Annotated in this window: 16 protein-coding genes and 1 pseudogene; 10 read left to right on the forward strand and 7 right to left on the reverse strand. The window is 32.9% G+C overall.

Features of this window, described 5'->3' with window-relative positions:
• Positions 1 to 2: 2 nt before the first annotated feature.
• On the forward strand, positions 3 to 707 hold the full coding sequence (locus METVI_RS0104375; RefSeq protein ID WP_004589836.1) for a hypothetical protein: 705 nt from the start codon (positions 3 to 5) through the stop codon (positions 705 to 707).
• On the opposite strand, the pseudogene METVI_RS07160 reads toward METVI_RS0104375, so the two are convergent.
• The 6 genes and pseudogenes from METVI_RS07160 to METVI_RS0104405 all read right to left on the reverse strand — a co-directional run bounded on the left by METVI_RS07160 (position 704) and on the right by METVI_RS0104405 (position 4,892).
• Positions 704 to 2,138, reverse strand: a pseudogene (locus tag METVI_RS07160) (RtcB family protein). The gene METVI_RS0104375 and the pseudogene METVI_RS07160 overlap by 4 nt on opposite strands.
• Positions 2,139 to 2,159: 21 nt before the next feature.
• Positions 2,160 to 3,164, reverse strand: a complete 1,005-nt coding sequence (gene argC, locus METVI_RS0104385) for an N-acetyl-gamma-glutamyl-phosphate reductase (protein WP_004589834.1) — start codon at positions 3,162 to 3,164, stop codon at positions 2,160 to 2,162.
• 49 nt (positions 3,165 to 3,213) lie between these two features.
• Positions 3,214 to 3,402, reverse strand: a complete 189-nt coding sequence (locus METVI_RS0104390; RefSeq protein WP_394296180.1) for a 30S ribosomal protein S27e — start codon at positions 3,400 to 3,402, stop codon at positions 3,214 to 3,216.
• 18 nt (positions 3,403 to 3,420) lie between these two features.
• On the reverse strand, positions 3,421 to 3,708 hold the full coding sequence (locus tag METVI_RS0104395) for a 50S ribosomal protein L44e (protein ID WP_004589832.1): 288 nt from the start codon (positions 3,706 to 3,708) through the stop codon (positions 3,421 to 3,423).
• Positions 3,705 to 4,142 carry a DNA replication complex GINS family protein gene (locus METVI_RS0104400; protein WP_004589831.1) on the reverse strand — a complete coding sequence of 146 codons (438 nt, stop codon included), beginning with the start codon at positions 4,140 to 4,142 and terminating at the stop codon, positions 3,705 to 3,707. The genes METVI_RS0104395 and METVI_RS0104400 overlap by 4 nt, the downstream gene beginning before the upstream one ends.
• A gap of 6 nt (positions 4,143 to 4,148) precedes the next feature.
• Positions 4,149 to 4,892 carry a DNA polymerase sliding clamp gene (locus METVI_RS0104405; protein WP_004589830.1) on the reverse strand — a complete coding sequence of 248 codons (744 nt, stop codon included), beginning with the start codon at positions 4,890 to 4,892 and terminating at the stop codon, positions 4,149 to 4,151.
• Between the two features lie 48 nt (positions 4,893 to 4,940).
• On the opposite strand from METVI_RS0104405, the gene METVI_RS07315 reads away from it, so the two are divergent.
• The 3 genes from METVI_RS07315 to METVI_RS0104420 are packed head-to-tail and all read left to right on the forward strand — an operon-like array spanning position 4,941 to position 7,406.
• A complete protein-coding gene (locus METVI_RS07315) occupies positions 4,941 to 5,099 on the forward strand; it encodes an AtpZ/AtpI family protein (protein ID WP_017981063.1) in 159 nt (52 codons plus the stop codon).
• Positions 5,096 to 6,055: an RNA-guided pseudouridylation complex pseudouridine synthase subunit Cbf5 gene (locus METVI_RS0104415; protein ID WP_026152895.1), complete on the forward strand. Its 960-nt coding sequence runs from the start codon at positions 5,096 to 5,098 to the stop codon at positions 6,053 to 6,055. Before METVI_RS07315 ends, METVI_RS0104415 begins: the two co-directional genes overlap by 4 nt.
• The gene (locus METVI_RS0104420; RefSeq protein WP_004589828.1) at positions 6,027 to 7,406 is read left to right on the forward strand and encodes a TldD/PmbA family protein; all 1,380 of its coding nucleotides are present in this window, start codon (positions 6,027 to 6,029) and stop codon (positions 7,404 to 7,406) included. The genes METVI_RS0104415 and METVI_RS0104420 overlap by 29 nt, the downstream gene beginning before the upstream one ends.
• 49 nt (positions 7,407 to 7,455) lie before the next feature.
• On the opposite strand, the gene thsA is transcribed toward METVI_RS0104420, so the two are convergent.
• Positions 7,456 to 9,087 (reverse strand): thermosome subunit alpha, encoded by a 1,632-nt coding sequence (gene thsA, locus METVI_RS0104425; RefSeq protein ID WP_004589827.1) that lies wholly within the window; start codon positions 9,085 to 9,087, stop codon positions 7,456 to 7,458.
• A 201-nt stretch (positions 9,088 to 9,288) separates the two neighbouring features.
• On the opposite strand from thsA, the gene METVI_RS07165 reads away from it, so the two are divergent.
• The 6 genes from METVI_RS07165 (at position 9,289) to METVI_RS07170 (ending at position 16,706) form a co-directional block, all read left to right on the forward strand.
• A complete protein-coding gene (locus METVI_RS07165) occupies positions 9,289 to 11,265 on the forward strand; it encodes a CoB--CoM heterodisulfide reductase iron-sulfur subunit A family protein (protein ID WP_081606188.1) in 1,977 nt (658 codons plus the stop codon).
• A 65-nt stretch (positions 11,266 to 11,330) separates the two neighbouring features.
• Positions 11,331 to 11,744, forward strand: coding sequence for a F420-non-reducing hydrogenase iron-sulfur subunit VhuD (gene vhuD / locus METVI_RS0104435; protein WP_201763955.1), 414 nt, complete (start codon positions 11,331 to 11,333; stop codon positions 11,742 to 11,744).
• A gap of 110 nt (positions 11,745 to 11,854) precedes the next feature.
• On the forward strand, positions 11,855 to 12,706 hold the full coding sequence (gene vhuG / locus METVI_RS0104440; protein ID WP_004589825.1) for a F420-non-reducing hydrogenase subunit VhuG: 852 nt from the start codon (positions 11,855 to 11,857) through the stop codon (positions 12,704 to 12,706).
• 7 nt (positions 12,707 to 12,713) lie between these two features.
• Positions 12,714 to 13,967 (forward strand): F420-non-reducing hydrogenase Vhu subunit A, encoded by a 1,254-nt coding sequence (gene vhuA / locus METVI_RS0104445; RefSeq protein WP_026152897.1) that lies wholly within the window; start codon positions 12,714 to 12,716, stop codon positions 13,965 to 13,967.
• A gap of 231 nt (positions 13,968 to 14,198) precedes the next feature.
• The gene (gene vhuB, locus METVI_RS0104450) at positions 14,199 to 15,383 is read left to right on the forward strand and encodes a F420-non-reducing hydrogenase associated-polyferredoxin VhuB (RefSeq protein WP_004589823.1); all 1,185 of its coding nucleotides are present in this window, start codon (positions 14,199 to 14,201) and stop codon (positions 15,381 to 15,383) included.
• An 18-nt stretch (positions 15,384 to 15,401) separates the two neighbouring features.
• Positions 15,402 to 16,706: a formylmethanofuran dehydrogenase subunit B gene (locus METVI_RS07170; RefSeq protein WP_081604667.1), complete on the forward strand. Its 1,305-nt coding sequence runs from the start codon at positions 15,402 to 15,404 to the stop codon at positions 16,704 to 16,706.
• Positions 16,707 to 16,724: the final 18 nt, after the last annotated feature.

Genomic DNA, 16,724 nt, shown 5'->3' on the forward strand with positions numbered 1-16,724 from the left:
TTATGGTATTAGGAAAAATAAAAGAATTGCCTGTAAATGCACAGATAATTACTAAAGTTAAAGTAGTTGATATTAGAGAAAGGGAGAGTGAAGATGGTAGTATATTCTATATAGGAACTATAGTTGATAAAGATGGAGTAGCTAATTTTATAACAAATATTCCATTAGAAAAAGGAAAATGTTATGAAATATTTGGTAGAGTAACTGACGAAAAGTCAGTAAAGATTATAGAAAAAGTTATTAAAGGGATAAAATACCCTAGAGAAATTCCAGAAATCCCTAAGGAAGAGTTATTCAATAGAGGAGAGGTATTTGATGTTAAAGTTCCAGCAATCTTAGAGATATCTTCAGACAATATATACATAAATTATTACTGTAGTATTTGCAATAGCTTAGTAGAGGCTAAAATAAAGCCAAAAGGTTTAGTTTATATATGTAAGAACTGTGGAGAATTGGATCCTGAAGAGGTTATAGTTAGAATAAAAGCTCTTGGAAAGATACACTTTGGAACAGTTTCAAAAAGATGTTACATTCCATTTTCAACACTTGAAAAATATATGCCAAGAATTTTAGAAATATTAGAGGAATTTGGAGTTGAAGATACAATAAAAGATATAGCAATAAAACTTCATGGAAAAACATTTTTGGTTAGAGGATTTGATGGAAAAGATGGAAATTATATAATAACAGAGTTAGAAGATATCTAACCTTTTATAACACCTAATGGTCTCATTCTTGCAACTTTTAATGATATTCCAGCTGTATGACAAGTATCAGCTACTAGATCAATATTTTTATATGCTTCGGGAGCTTCTTCTGCCAATACAGCTTTTGAATCACTCATAGCTATAATTCCTTTTTCTAACAATTTTCTTTTTATTTCAGCTCCTCTCCAAAGTTTTAATGCTTTTGCTCTGCTAAGTTTTCTACCAGCTCCATGGGCAGTGGAACCAAAAGTTTCTTCCATGGCTTTCTCTGTCCCTTTCATTAAATAAGATGCTGTTCCCATGTCTCCAGGTAAAAGAACAGGCTGTCCAATGGATTTATAATCCTTAGGTACGCTCTCATGTCCTGGAGGAAATGCTCTTGTAGCTCCTTTCCTATGAACAATAACTTTAACTCTCTTACCATCAATATTATGCTCCTCTATCTTAGCTATATTGTGGGCTACATCATATACAACATCCATTTCCAAATCTTCAGCATGTATTTTGAATACACTTTCAAAACTCTCCCTTACCCAGTGTGTTATCATCTGCCTATTAGCCCATGCATAGTTAGCAGAACAGCACATGGCTTTATAATAACTCTGCCCCTCTTCTGACTCAAATGGGGCACATGCTAGCTGTCTATCTGGAAGCTGTATGTTGTACTTCTTAGAAGCTTTTTCTAACACTCTTAAATAGTCTGTACACACTTGATGTCCCAATCCTCTTGAACCACAATGAACCATAATTACAACTTGCCCTTCAAATATACCATACACTTTAGCAGCTTCTTCATCAAAGATCCTTTCTACAAATTGAACTTCTAAAAAGTGATTTCCACTACCTAAACTACCTAATTGAACTCTTCCTCTTTCCTTAGCTTTATCAGAAACATAAGAAGCATCAGCATCTTTCATACATCCATGCTCTTCTAAGTGTTCAATATCTTTTTCCCATCCATAACCATTTTTCACAGCCCAATTTGCCCCTTCTTCTAAAACTTCATCCATCTCTCCTTTACTAAACTTCAATATTCCCTTACTTCCCAACCCAGAAGGGACATTTTTAAATAATGTTTTTATAAGTTCATTTAATTTTGGTTTAACTTCTTCAGCTTTTAAATTTGTCCTTATTAATCTAACACCACAATTTATGTCGAAATCCAACACCTCCTGGGCTTATTACGCCTTCTCTTAAGTCAAAAGCTCCTACACCACCAATGGGAAATCCATAACCGTAATGAACATCTGGCATGGCAATTGAATATTTATAAATTCCTGGTAAGCAAGCCACATTTGCTATTTGTTCTAACACTTCTTTTTCCAATTCATCTAATAAAATTTCATTTAAATATATTCTTCCAGGAACTCTCATACAGCTTTTATAATCTTTTGGCAACTCCCAAACAACTTCAGAGATCTTATTTAGCATAAATTATCACCATTAAAAATTTTATGGATTGATAGGAACATTCATTAACCCTTCACTCTCATCAATTCCAAACATAACATTCATATTTTGAATAGCCTGCCCACTAGCTCCTTTAATAAGATTGTCAATAGCTGATATAACAATCAAGTTTTTTCCATCAATGCCAAATCCTCCAATATCACAAAAATTAGATCCTCTAACATATGATAATTTTGGAATATCTTTGTAGATTCTTATAAATATGTCATTTTTATAAAACTTCTTATAAATCTCTATTAATTCCTCATTATCAATCTTTTCCTTTAAAAATCCATGAATAGTTGTTAAAATTCCTCTATTTATTGGACTTAAATGAGGTACAAAAGAAACTTTTATTTTATTATTTACCTTTCTTAACTCTTTTTCTATTTCTGGTTTATGTCTGTGGGTAGTTATATTGTAAGCTATAATATCTTCATTAACAAATGGGAAGTGTGTTCTTTCAGAAGGATTAGCTCCAGCACCAGTAATTCCTGTCTTAGCATCTATAATAATATTTTCTTCTATTATACCTTCCTTAACTAATGGATATAAAGCTAATATTGCCCCTGTTGGAAAACATCCAGGGTTAGATATAAGTTGAGCCTTCTTTATCTCCTCTCTATATATTTCAGTTAGCCCATAAACTATTTTAACATTTGGTAAGCCTGTATGTTTAATCTTATAATATTTTTCATAAATAGAGAGATCTTCAAATCTATAATCCCCACTTAAATCAATAACCCTCATTCCCCTCTCTAAAAATTCTGGAACTACTTTCATAGAGGTTCCGTGTGGAAGGGCAGTAAAAACTACATCTGCATCTTTAACATCTTCAGTAAATGTTAAATCATAAAATTTTCTTAAATGAGGATGAACTTTATAAACCTTTTCTCCTTTAAATCTCCTTGATGTTATAGAAACTACATTAGCCTCTTTGTGAAATGCTAAAAGTCTTAACAACTCTCCACCAGTATAACCAGACGCTCCTACAATGGCTACATCCATATAATCACCATATATAAATTTTTAAATATATTTTAATAAAAAATAAATTTTATTCAAGAACTTCTAAAACCTTAGCTTTTATTTTTCCTTTACCCCCTGTAGGTTCAGCTAAAACAGTACCACAGACCACACACTTTACAAGTGTTGCAGGTCTATCAAAGATTATCTGCTCATTATTACACTCTGGACATTGGACTTTTATAAATCTTGATCTTGGCTGTGGAATGATCTTTGCCAAATCCATTGTTTCTCACCTTTATTTCTCTACTATTTCAAACTTCCCTGCTCTAAAACATCCATTTGCTTTTGTATGTATTTTCCCACAAACAGTACATTTAAATCTTAGATCGATTTTTTTAACGGGTTTTGATCTACCTTCTGGTTTAGGTCTTGGGAAACCTCCATATCCTGCTGTTACTCTTCTGAACTGTCTTTGCCCCCAAGTTAATTCACTTGCTTTCCCTTTCTTAGCTTTTTCTACAATATGAATTGTGTGTTTTTTACAGTATGGGCAATACCTTCTGATTTTTTTTGGTATTTTCACATTCTCACCCTTAATTTAGAGATAATACCATGTTTTTCAAGAATAGTAGCTATCTTTTTATCTAAAGTTATGACTTCTTCTTTATTTAAATTATAAATAAAATTGCCATCAGTGAATTGTGGAAACTGCTTATTAACTTTCACAACTTCAATATCTTTTATTGTATATATACCTTTTGGTTCCTCTTCTATGAATTCTATTTTATTTAATATCTCTTCTTCTTCCTTTAATAAATTTTCTCTATCAAAATACATAGCTTTATATATCCTAAGCTTTCTTAACTCCCTATAATAATATTTAGCCCTTTCTTTTTCTTTTTCATCTTCCAATTTTTTAATATATTCTCTAACTTTTTCATAGAAATCTTCAGGTAACTTTAATAAAGTATCTGATCTAATCTCATTAAAAAAATAATTTTTTAGTTCTTTATACATAGATCATCAGCCTTCTATTCTTGGAGCTAATAGGAAGGTTAGATTAGCTCCACCTAAGCTATACTCTAACTTTAATGGCATGTCTGTTCCTAAATAGAGCTTAACAATATCCCCTGCTTTAATCCCTTTAACCATATCTAATAAATACTCTAAGTTAAAGGCACTTTTAGCATGCCCTTGGCTCTCTATTGATATTAAAGCTGAACTATCCTCATCAAACTCTGCTGAAAAATCATTTAATTCTCCTTTTGTCTCAACTATGAATTTGTTATCCTCAACTTTTAAGATAACATAATCACTTATTAAATCAGCATCCTTCAAAGCCTCTTTAAAAGCATCTCCTTTTAGCATGACAACAGCAGGATACTCTATCTCTGGCATCTTTATTTCTGATGCTGATATGTCTAAGAGAGCTAAGCTAAACTTCCTTCTTCCAGAGTTCTCAAATATGACATTTAGCTTATTTTTCTCCTCATCTAATTCTAATATTAGCTTATCCTTTGATTTTGCTCTGTTCATTATCTTTTTAAATGCTTCTAAATCAATACCAATCTCTTTCTCTCCCTCTATTTCATAATCTTCAAAGCTCAATCTTGGTATTTCTAATGAGACAAGAGCTACATGGCTTGGGTCCATAGCTCTTGCAGTTATCCCATCCTCATTAGCTATTAAACAGATTTCATCTAATATTTGGGCAACAGTATCAACAACCTTCTTAAACTCCTTGGCACTCTCTAATGTGGCTCTCATGATATCACCAAAATTTTTAATATCTATTATGATTTTAAAATAAATTTTATGGTAGATATAGTTTTTGAACTTTTATTTATTTTAATGGCATTTACAGTTATAGGGTATGTCTTAAGTTTAAATACTAATAACTATCTATGGTTAATAATATTTTTATTTTTAGGAATTATAGCTATGCTTTTAAGATTAGTTAAGAAGGTGAGATAATTTTACTAGTAAGAGAAGAAGCTGAAACAAATTGGAAATATGGCTCAGATCCATATAATAGGAAGATAGAAGATTTAATCAAGTATGGGGTTGTTGTTATAGATAAACCTAGGGGGCCCACATCTCATGAAGTTTCATCATGGGTTAAAAAAATATTAAACATTGAAAAAGCAGGACATGGTGGGACATTAGATCCAAAAGTAACTGGAGTTTTACCAGTAGCTTTAGAAAAAGCTACTAAATCTATCCCACTATGGCACATCCCCCCAAAAGAATATGTTTGCTTAATGCATTTACATAGGGATGCTAGTGAAGAAGATATTTTAAGAGTCTTTAAAGAATTTACTGGAAAAATTTATCAGAGACCTCCATTAAAATCTGCTGTTAAAAAAAGATTAAGGGTAAGAAGGATTTATGAGATAGAATTATTAGATAAAGAAGGTAGAGATGTTTTGTTTAGAGTTAAATGTCAATCAGGAACATACATTAGAAAACTCTGTGAAGATATTGGAGAGGCCTTAGGAACCTCTGCACATATGCAAGAGTTGAGAAGAATAAAAAGTGGAGTTTTTGATGAGAATGATGCTGTTTATTTACAAGATCTTTTAGATGCTTATGTATTTTGGAAAGAAGATGGTGATGAAGAAGAATTAAGAAGAATAATAAAACCATTAGAATATGGGTTGAGGCATTTAAAAAAGGTTGTTGTTAAAGACAGTGCTGTTTCTGCTATATGTCATGGAGCAGATGTTTATGTTAGAGGGATATCTAAGTTAAGTAAGGATATTAATAAAGGAGATATTGTTGTTGTTGAAACTTTAAAAGGAGAAGCTATTGGCTTTGGAAAAGCACTAATGAGTAGTAAAGAAATGCTAACTGCTGAAAAAGGAAAAGCTGTAGATATTGAAAGAGTGTTTATGGAGAGAAATGTTTATCCAAAGATGTGGAAAAGGTGAGATATTGGATATTGATAAGATTATTAAACTTTTAGATATAGGAGATTATGCAGATGTTAGGATAAATAGTGGATATTCAAATAGCATAGTATTAAAAGATGGAGTTTTTGAGGAAATATCTTTTGGAATGGGTAAAGGGATTGCTGTTAGGGTATTATATAAAAATGGATGGGGTTTCTGTAAATCAAAAAATATAGAAGATTTAGAAGAGTTAATAAAAAAAGCATATAAAATGGCTAAATTAGCTAATGATAATACCAAAAAAGAGGTTATTTTAAAAGATTATAAAGCTATTAATGATAAATATAAATTAATTGGGAAAATAGCCCCATATGATGTAGATATTGAAGAAAAAAAGAGAATAGCTATTGAATCATATAAAGCTATGAGAGATGAAAAGATTAAAAGTATTTCTGTTAGTTATTCAGATATTTGTGGAAAGAAGATATTCATTAATAGTGAAGGTTCATTTATTGAAGGTGAAGTGGGAAGGGCTATAATGTATATGAGCTGTGTTGCTAAAGAAAATGGAAGATTAGAATATGCCTCTGAAAGAATTGGGGGATTTGGTTTTGAGAATATTAAGGACAATTATTTAAACAAATCCAAAGAAGCTAAAGATAGAGCTTTAAGAATGTTAAAAGCTAAACCATGTCCTAAAGGAGAATTTAAAGTTATATTAGATCATGAATTAGCAGGAGTTTTTATTCATGAAGCTGTTGGGCATGCTGCTGAAGCTGATTTGGTTTTACAGAATGACAGTGTATTTAAAGGTAAGCTCAATCAAAAGGTAGGAAGTGAGATAGTTAATGTTATTGATGACCCTACTTTAGAGAATGGTTTTGGATCTTATAAATATGATGATGAAGGAGTTGAAGGAAAAAGAACTGTTATTATTGAAAATGGGATTTTAAAAAGTTACCTTCATTCAAGAGAAACAGCTGGAAGGTTGGATATGGAATTAACAGGTAATGGAAGAGCAGAAGGTTTAAACAGGCCAATTGTTAGAATGAGTAACACTTATATTGAGCCAGGTGATTGGAGTTTAGATGAGCTAATTGAAGATACAAAGGAAGGATTGTTTTTAAAAGGTTCAAGAGGAGGGCAAGTAGATACTGGTAAAGGGCTTTTCCAATTCTCAGCTGTTGAGGCATATAAAATAGAAAATGGAGAGTTGAAAGAGGTTATAAAAGATGCTGGATTAAGTGGGGAAATTTTAGATATTTTATTTAAAATAGATGCTATAACTAAAGATTTAAAATTGTCAGTAGGTTATTGTGGAAAAAATGGCCAATCTGTTCCCGTAGGTGATGGAGGAGGCTGTGTAAGAACAAAAACAGTAATTTCATAAATTCAAATTAATTAATTTTTTGTTTAATAAAAAAATTATTTAGAGGGATTTAGAATTCATCCCCTCCCTCTTCTTCTCCTCCAGGTCCTTTTTCTTTTTCTTTCTCTGACTTCTCTGCAGCTATAACATCATCAATTCTTAACAACATTATTGAAGCTTCTGTAGCTGAATCAATAGCTTGTGTTTTAACTTTTAATGGTTCAACAACTCCTCTTTCTAACATATTAACAACTTCTCCTTCAAACACATCTAATCCGTAAACTTCTCCTCCTTCTTCTTCATGTTTAGCTCTTAACTTAACTAACATATCTATTGGGTCTAATCCAGAGTTTTCTGCTAATGTTCTTGGAATGATTTCTAAAGCTTCAGCAAATGCCTTAACAGCTAATTGTTCTCTTCCAGCAACAGTTTCTGCAAATTTGCTAATTCTCTTAGCTAATTCTATTTCTGTAGCTCCTCCACCAACAACTATTCTTCCATCTTCTAAAGCACACTTAACAACTCCTATAGCATCATCTATAGCTCTTGCCACTTCTTCAACAATATGTTCAGTTGAACCTCTTGCTAATATTGTTACAGCTTTTGGATGTTTGCAGTTTTCAACAAATATCATTGCATCTCCAGCTACTTTTCTCTCCTCTACTAACCCAGCTTCTCCTAAGTCTTCTGGTGTTAAGTCATCAATTTTTGTAACTATTCTAGCTCCAGTAGCTTTTGCTAATTTCTCCATATCTGACTTCTTAACTCTTCTAACAGCTAATATTCCTTTCTTAGCTAAGTAGTGTTGTGCTAAATCATCAATTCCTTTTTGACAGAAGACTACATTAGCTCCAGTAGCAGCTATTTTATCAACCATTTCTTTAATCATCTTTTCTTCTTGTTCAACAAATTCCATTATTTTTGCTGGATCAGTAATTCTTATTTCAGCATCAATCTCTGTTTCTTTAACTTCAATTGGGCAGTTTAATAATGCTATTTTAGCATTTTCTACTCTTTTTGGCATTTGTGGGTGAACTCTTTCTTTGTCAATTACAACTCCTCTAATTAATGTTGTTTCTTCAATTGGAGCTCCTTCTTTCTTCTCAACTTTTATTAAATCTTTTTCAACTTTTCCTGTTTCATCATCAATAACAGTGCTAACAGCTTCAACAACAATTTCTGCTAATTTTTCTCTTGCTTTTTCAGCACCTTTTCCAGTTATAGCAGTCATTGCTATTTTTTTGAGCATTTCTTTGTCATCTGGTTTAACTTCTTTAGCAATTTTCTTTAATTCTTCAATAGCTTTATTTCTTGCTATTTCATATCCGTTAATTATAACAGATGGGTGTATGTTTTGATCTAATAATTCTTCAGCTTTTCTTAATAATTCTCCAGCAATAACCACAGCTGTTGTAGTTCCATCTCCTACTTCTTTCTCTTGGGTTTTAGCAACTTCTATTAACATTTTAGCAGCTGGGTGTTCAACAGACATTTCTTTTAATATTGTAACCCCATCATTTGTAACTACAATGTCTCCTAACTCATCAACTAACATTTTGTCCATTCCTTTTGGTCCTAATGTAGTTCTAACGGTTTCAGCAATTATTCTCCCTGCTAATATGTTCATTCTTTGAGCATCTCTTCCAACGTATCTCTTTACATTTTGTGGTAATACTACTATTGGAGTTCCTGCCATGCTCATACATCTCACCTTTTTTTTGTTCTACAACTTCGGTATGTATATGTTATTAAAATTCTATATATAATTTTTGGTTTTGTGTAAATTATAGTCACAATTTTGAACATAAAAAATGTTAATAACCAATATTAAATATCTTAAGGATATAGCTTTTTATATACTCCTGCATAATAAATTATTAGGTGTTCTATTTTATTTGGAGGGATGATTATGGTTAGAGTTGGAGTTTTTGTCTGTTATTGTGGAGCTAACATTAATGGTGTAGTTGATTGTGAAGCTGTAAGAGATTTTGCTGAAAAATTAGATGGAGTTGTAGTAGCTAAAACTTATCCATTTATGTGTGCAGATCCTGGACAGAATTTGATAAAAGAGTGTATTAAAAAATACAATTTAGATAGAGTAGTTGTTGCCGCCTGTACTCCAAAAATACATGAACCAACATTTAGAAAGTGTCTGCAAGAGGCAGGATTATCCCCATATTACTTAGAGTTTGTTAATATTAGAGAACAGTGCTCTTTTGTTCACATGTTTGATAAAGAAGCAGCAACAAAAAAGGCAATGGAGCTTGTTGCTGGGGGTGTTGAAAGAGCTAAGAGATTAGAAGATGTTCCACAAAAAGTTGTTAAAGTTGATAAATCTTGTCTTATTATTGGAGGAGGTATTGCTGGAATTCAGGCTGCATTAGATTTAGGAGATCAAGGTTATAAAGTCTATTTAGTTGAAAAGGAACCATCTATTGGAGGAAGAATGGCTCAACTTGCTAAGACATTCCCAACTGATGACTGTGCGCTGTGAATTCTCGCCCCAAAGATGGTTAGCGTTGCAAACCACCCCAATATCGAATTAATCACTTACGCTGAAATAAAAAAAGTTGAAGGATTCATAGGAAACTTTGAAGTTACTATTGAGAAAAAACCAAGATATGTTGATGAAAATATTTGTACAGGTTGTGGAGCTTGTGCTAAAGTGTGTCCTATTGAAGTACCAAATGAGTTTGATTTAGGTTTAGGTATGAGAAAAGCTATTTATGTTCCATTCCCACAGGCAGTTCCATTAGTTTATACAATAGATATGGAACACTGTATTAGATGTGGATTGTGTGCCAAAGCTTGTGGTCCAGGAGCTATAAGATATGATCAAAAACCTGAAGAAATTAAGTTGAAAGTTGGAACTATAATCTGTGCTGTAGGTTATGATGAATTTGACTGTACACTAAAAGAAGAGTATGGATATGGAATTTATGACAATGTGATAACAACATTAGAATTAGAAAGAATGTTAAACCCTGCTGGGCCTACAGGAGGGCATGAAATAAGGCCAAGTGATGGAAAACATCCAAAGAGAGTTGTATTTATTCAGTGTGTAGGGTCAAGAGATGCTAAAGTAGGAAAACCATACTGTTCAAGAATATGTTGTATGTTTGCCTTAAAGAATGCTCAATTAATTAAGCAACATGATCCTAACACTGAAGTTTATATTTGTTACATGGACATTAGGGCATTTGGTAAAGGTTATGAAGAATATTATAGAAGAGCTCAAGAGCAGTTTGGAGTTAAATTCATAAGAGGAAGGCCAGCATGTATATTGGAAGATCCCGAAACTAAGAATTTAATTGTTAGAGTAGAAGATACATTATTAGGAGAGATAATTGAAATAGAGGCAGATTTAGTTGTATTATCTGCTGGATTATCTCCAAGAAAAGATAATCCAAAATTAGCTAAGATGTTAGGATTAGAATTAAGTCCAGATGGGTTCTTTAAAGAATTACATCCAAAATTAGCCCCAGTTAATACAAAAGTTGATGGTATTGCTATTGCAGGAGTTGCACAAGGGCCAAAAGATATTCCTGACACTGTAGCTCAAGCTAAAGGAGCTGCTTCTGCAGTATCCATACCAATGGCTCAAGGAGAGTTCAAGATTGAGATGATAAGGGCTACAGTTAATGAAGATATTTGTGGTGGATGTGAGGCATGTGGTAAAGTTTGCCCATACAATGCGATTTCTTATGTAGAAAAAGAAGGGCATCTTGTAGCAAAAGTTAATGATGTTGCATGTAAAGGTTGTGGATCTTGTGCAGGAGTTTGTCCTAGTGGAGCTATGGAGCTAAGGTATTATAGACCAAAACAGATAATTGCCTTCATAGATGGAGTGTTGGAAGCACATAACAAGTTAGAAAGTTAGATGAAGCACCCTTAAAAGGGTGCAGATAACTTTATTTATTTAAAAAAATTCTTAGGAGGGATAAGATGAAGGATTATGTAATTATAGCATTTTGTTGCTACCAATGAGGGTATGGGGCCGCTGATCTTGCTGGGACTAGTAGGATGCAATATCCTCCAACTGTTAGAATTGTAAGAATTCCATGTACTGGAACTTTTGATATTACATATGCATTAAGAGCTTTCCAAAAAGGGGCAGATGCTGTGTTTGTTGCTGGATGTAAAGTAGGAGAATGTGCATATGAAAGTGGGAACTTAAGAGCTATGGAAAGAGTTAAATTTGCTAAAATGATACTAGATGAGTTAGGTATAGGTGGAGAAAGGTTGGAAATGTTCTTAATGTCAGCTGCTGAAGCAGATAAATTTGTTGCAGCTGTTAATGAAATGACTGAAAGGTTAAAAAAGCTCGGCCCCAACCCTCTAAAAGTTAAACAACAATAAAAAGATAAATAAGGGATGATCCCTCTGGGAACCCTAACAGGGACCAGAGGGAAGACCCCCCTCTAAGTGAGGGGCTCTTTTTTAAATATTAAAAATTCTGAGGTGATAATTTGGCAAAAATTGGAATGATTCAACTATGTGGATGTTCTGGATGCCACATATCTTTATTAGACTTACATGATCAATTACTAGATCTTATACCAAACATTGAAATTGTTTATGCTCCTATAATTGCTGATCCTAAAGAAATACCTGATGGAATAGATGTTTTCTTGGTTGAAGGGGGAGTAAGAAATGAACATGATGAACACTTATTAGAAGAGATTAGAGAAAAATCAAAAATTGTTGTAGCATTTGGAACATGTGCAGCTTATGGAGGAATTCCTGGGTTAGGAAATTTATATACTAAGGAAGATTTATTAAACACTGTTTATTCCACTGACACTACTGAAAATAAAGAGATACCCAATGAAGAAATCCCTGAATTAACTGAAGTAGTTAAACCAATTTCACATGTAATAAAAGTTGATTACATTTTACCTGGATGCCCTCCATGTCCAAATATAATAAAAGATGCTTTATTAGCTATATTAAATGGAGAAGAGCCAAAAATCCCTCAAAAAATTGTATGTGATGAATGTCCAAGAAAAAAAGAAAATGTGTATCCAAAAGAGTTTAAAAGACCATTTGAAGGAAAACCAGATCCAGAAAGATGTTTATTTGAACAAGGATATCCATGCTTAGGATTTGCTACAAGAGCAGGATGTGGAGCAAAATGTCCAAAATCAGGTATGCCATGTAGAGGTTGTTATGGAAAAACTGATGCAGTGTTAGACTTTGGAGCTAAGGCAGCTAATGTATTAGCAAACTCTGGAGAACATGCATTAAAACTCCCAGATAAGTTAGGGTTATTATATAGATTCTGCTTACCAGCTGCTTTAATTAATAGAAAGATAAAATAAAGGTGTTATTATGAAAGTGACTATAGAGCCATTATCAAGATTGGAGGGGCATGGTAAGGTTACTTTAACAATAGAGGATGGTAAAGCAATAGATGTAAAATTACACATAACAGCTTTAAGAGGTTTTGAAAAATTTGTTGTAGGTAGGCCTGCTGAAGAAGTTCCAAGAATTGTTACAAGAATCTGTGGAATCTGCCAAACAGCTCACCATCTTGCAAGTGTAAAAGCTGTTGATATGGCTTGGGATGCAAAAATTCCTGAAACAGCTAAAAAACTTAGAGAGTTAATGTTATTAGGAAATATGATACACAGTCATGCTTTACATTTCTATTTCTTAGCATCACCTGACTTTATTTTAGGAGTAGATGCTGATCCTAAGATAAGAAATATTATAGGGGTAATAAATAAAGATCCAGAATTGGCCAAAAAAGCTATAGCTTTAAGAAGATTTGGGCAGAGGGTAGTTGAGATAGTTGGTGGAAAAGCCATTCATCCAATAACAGCTATTCCTGGAGGAATATCAAAACAGCTTTCTGAAGAAGAAAGAGATGAACTTTTAAAAGAAATTGATTTAATGATTGAATATTCAAAAGAATCTATTGAAGTTGTTAAAAAACTAACAGAGCAGTATATGAATTATGTAAAAACTCTAGGGGTCATAGATACATGGTATTTAGGTATAGTTAATGATGGAAAACATGAATTTTATGATGGAAAATTAAGATTTTTGTCTCCTGATGGTAAAGAAAAAGATGAATTTGAGGCTAAAGATTATAAAGACTATATTGGAGAACATGTTGTTAGCTATAACTATGTAAAACATCCATTCTATAAAAAAATAGGGTATCCTGATGGAATTTATAGAGTGGGGCCACTATCAATGCTAAATGTCTGTGATCACATGGGTACAGAGTTAGCTGAAGAATATAGAAAAGAGTTCTTTGACATTTTTGGATTTCCTGCAAATCAATCATTAGCATACCACTATGCCAGAATGGTTGAAATGTTAAAAGCTTGTGAAAGGGTTAAAGAACTTTTAAATGATAATAATATAACCTCTGATGATATTAAAGCTGATGTTGAACCAAAAGCTGGAAATGGTGTGGGAGTTGTGGAAGCTCCTAGAGGGGTTTTAATACACAACTATGAAACTGATGATAATGGTATTGTAACAAAGGCTAACATGATTGTGGCCACCACACATAATGTACCTACAATGGAAAAGGCCATACAACAGGCTGCTAAAGAAATATTCAAATAGGTGAGAATTATGAGTGAAAAGATAGATGAAGTTAAATTAAACTTAATAGAAGTAGTTTTAAGAGCTTATGATCCTTGATACTCATGTGCAGCACATATTATTATAAAGAGAGATAATAAAAAAGATGAAGATGATGAATAAGCTCACAACCGAACCCTTTATGGGAGGTTGTGAGCAATCCCTCCTTAAGTGAGGAGGGTTAACTATTAATAATAACTTTTAGGTGAAATAATGCCGATTAAAATACAAAAGGACGCTTGTTTGGTTTGCTATGCATGTCAGGCAGAGTGTCCTACAAAGGCAATAGATATTGATAGCTTTAAAGTTTGTACATTATGTTTAAAATGTGCAGAAGTTTGCCCTACAGGAGCTTTAACTGTTGAAGAAACAGAAATAAATGGGAAAAAATTAAAAAGAATTAGTTATAATCCATCAAAATGTAAAAAATGTGGAGCTTGTGCAGAAGCTTGTAGTGTAGGGATAAAGAAGGTTGATGATGAGTTTCCATATTCAAAGGGACACTGTGTTTTATGTTTAAAATGTATTGAAACTTGCCCAATAGAGATCATCTCTTTACCAGGAGTTATAGATAAACCAGAAAGAAAAATTCCTGTGGTTAAAGAACCTATATATGTTACTGATGACTGTGTAGGATGCTCACTATGTGTTCCTGAATGTCCTGTGAATGCTATAACAATAGAAGATGGAAAAGCAGTAATAGATAAGAATAAATGTATTTACTGTAGCATCTGTGCTCAGACATGCCCATGGAATGCTATAATTGTTGCAGGAAAAATACCTAAAAAGAGAAGAAAAGAAATCAAAAGCTTTACAGTTGATAAAGAAAAATGTATTTACTGTTTAAAATGTGTTGAAGTTTGTCCTGGGAATAAAGATAAGATAAAACTTATAAAACCAAACCCTGAAGAGTTTGTTGTAGAACCTCCAAAGGCATGTCCAGCCTGTCAATTGTGTGTTAATATCTGCCCGGTAGATGCATTACATTTAGATGTTAAATTCAGTTCTCCACATCCTATAACTGATGAGGGTTTAGTTATTATAGAGGAGGATTATGATATATTAAAGAAGTGTGCTTCAGTATGCCCAACTGATGCTATAGTTGTAGACCCTGAAAAGAAAGAAGTAAGAATGTGTATAGTCTGTGGAGCCTGTACAGTGGCATGTCCAACAGGGGCATTGAAATTAGGTAAGATAGAACATAATGGTAAAGAATATAATAGAATTGAATACTCACCTTATCTATGTAATAAATGTGGAAAGTGTGTTGAAGTTTGTCCAATGAAAACTTTAAAATTAACTAAGAGTAGAATTCCTTTAAAAGGTTACTGTGTCATGTGTCTCTTATGCTTATCTGTAGCTGAAGCTGAGAAAAAGAAAGTTTTAATGCTAAAATAAAAACTTTTGGTGATGAATATGAAGGTAATTAGAAATGTAGTTTGTCCATTTTGTGGAACTCTTTGTGATGATTTAGAAGTCTTTGTTGAAAATAACCATATAGTAAAAGTTAGACATGCATGTAGAATTGGAACTGCTAAGTTTTTACACTTTGAAGGTTCAGTAAGATACACAGAACCATTAATGAGAGAAAATAAAAAAGAAGAGTTTAAAAAAGTAGATTGGGATACAGCTATAGAAGAATCTGCAAGAATATTAGTTGAAGCTAACTGGCCTCTACTATATGGTTGGAGTTCAACTGATACACATGCTCAAGCTTATGGTATTGAATTAGCCGAATTATTAGGGGCAGTGATAGATAATACAGCAACAGTTTGACACGGACCTTCTGTTCTTGCATTACAAGATGTAGGATACCCCATCTGTACATTAGGAGAAGTAAAAAATAGAGCTGATTTAGTTATTTACTGGGGATGCAATCCAATGCACGCCCACCCCAGACACATGTCAAGATATTCAATATTTGCAAGAGGTTATTTCAGAGAGAGAGGTAGAGAAGATAGAACAATGATTGTAGTTGATCCAAGAGAAACAGATACTGCTAAATTAGCAGATATCCATTTAAAAGTTGAACAGCATAAGGATTATGAATTGATATCAGCTATGAGAGCTATACTAAATGGCTTGGAAATAAATGCTGACAAAGTTGCTGGAGTTCCTGTAGATTTAATCTATGAAGCTGTAGAATTATGTAAAAATGCTCAATTTGGGCAGTTATTCTTTGGTATGGGAATGACAATGAGTAGAGGTAAGCATAGAAATATAGATAATGCTATTCAATTAGTTATTGATTTGAATAGATTTACAAAGTTTGGTTTAATGCCAATGAGAGGACATTACAATGTCAATGGATTTAACCAAGTCTGTACATGGATAACAGGATATCCTTATGCTGTAGATTTCTCAAGAGGATATCCAAGATACAACCCTGGTGAATTTTCATCAGTTGATTTGTTAGTTAGAGGAGATGTTGATGCAATGCTTAACATAGCTTCAGATCCAGGAGCTCACTTCCCACAAAAAGCTGTTGAGCATATAGCTAAAATACCATTAATATGTATAGAACCACATAAAACTCCAACTACAGAGTTAGCAAATATTATCCTTCCACCAGCTTTAGCAGGAGTTGAGACAGAAGGTACTGCTTATAGAATGGATGGAGTTCCAATAAAGTTAAGAAAGGTTATTGATCCACCAGAAGGAGTTTTACCAGATAGAGAAATCATTAAACTCTTAATTAAGAAAGTCAAAGAACTTAAATAACTTTTTTCTAAATAATAA

The organism is Methanocaldococcus villosus KIN24-T80 (assembly GCF_000371805.1).
GTDB lineage: Archaea > AGJL01 > Methanococci > Methanococcales > Methanocaldococcaceae > Methanocaldococcus > Methanocaldococcus villosus.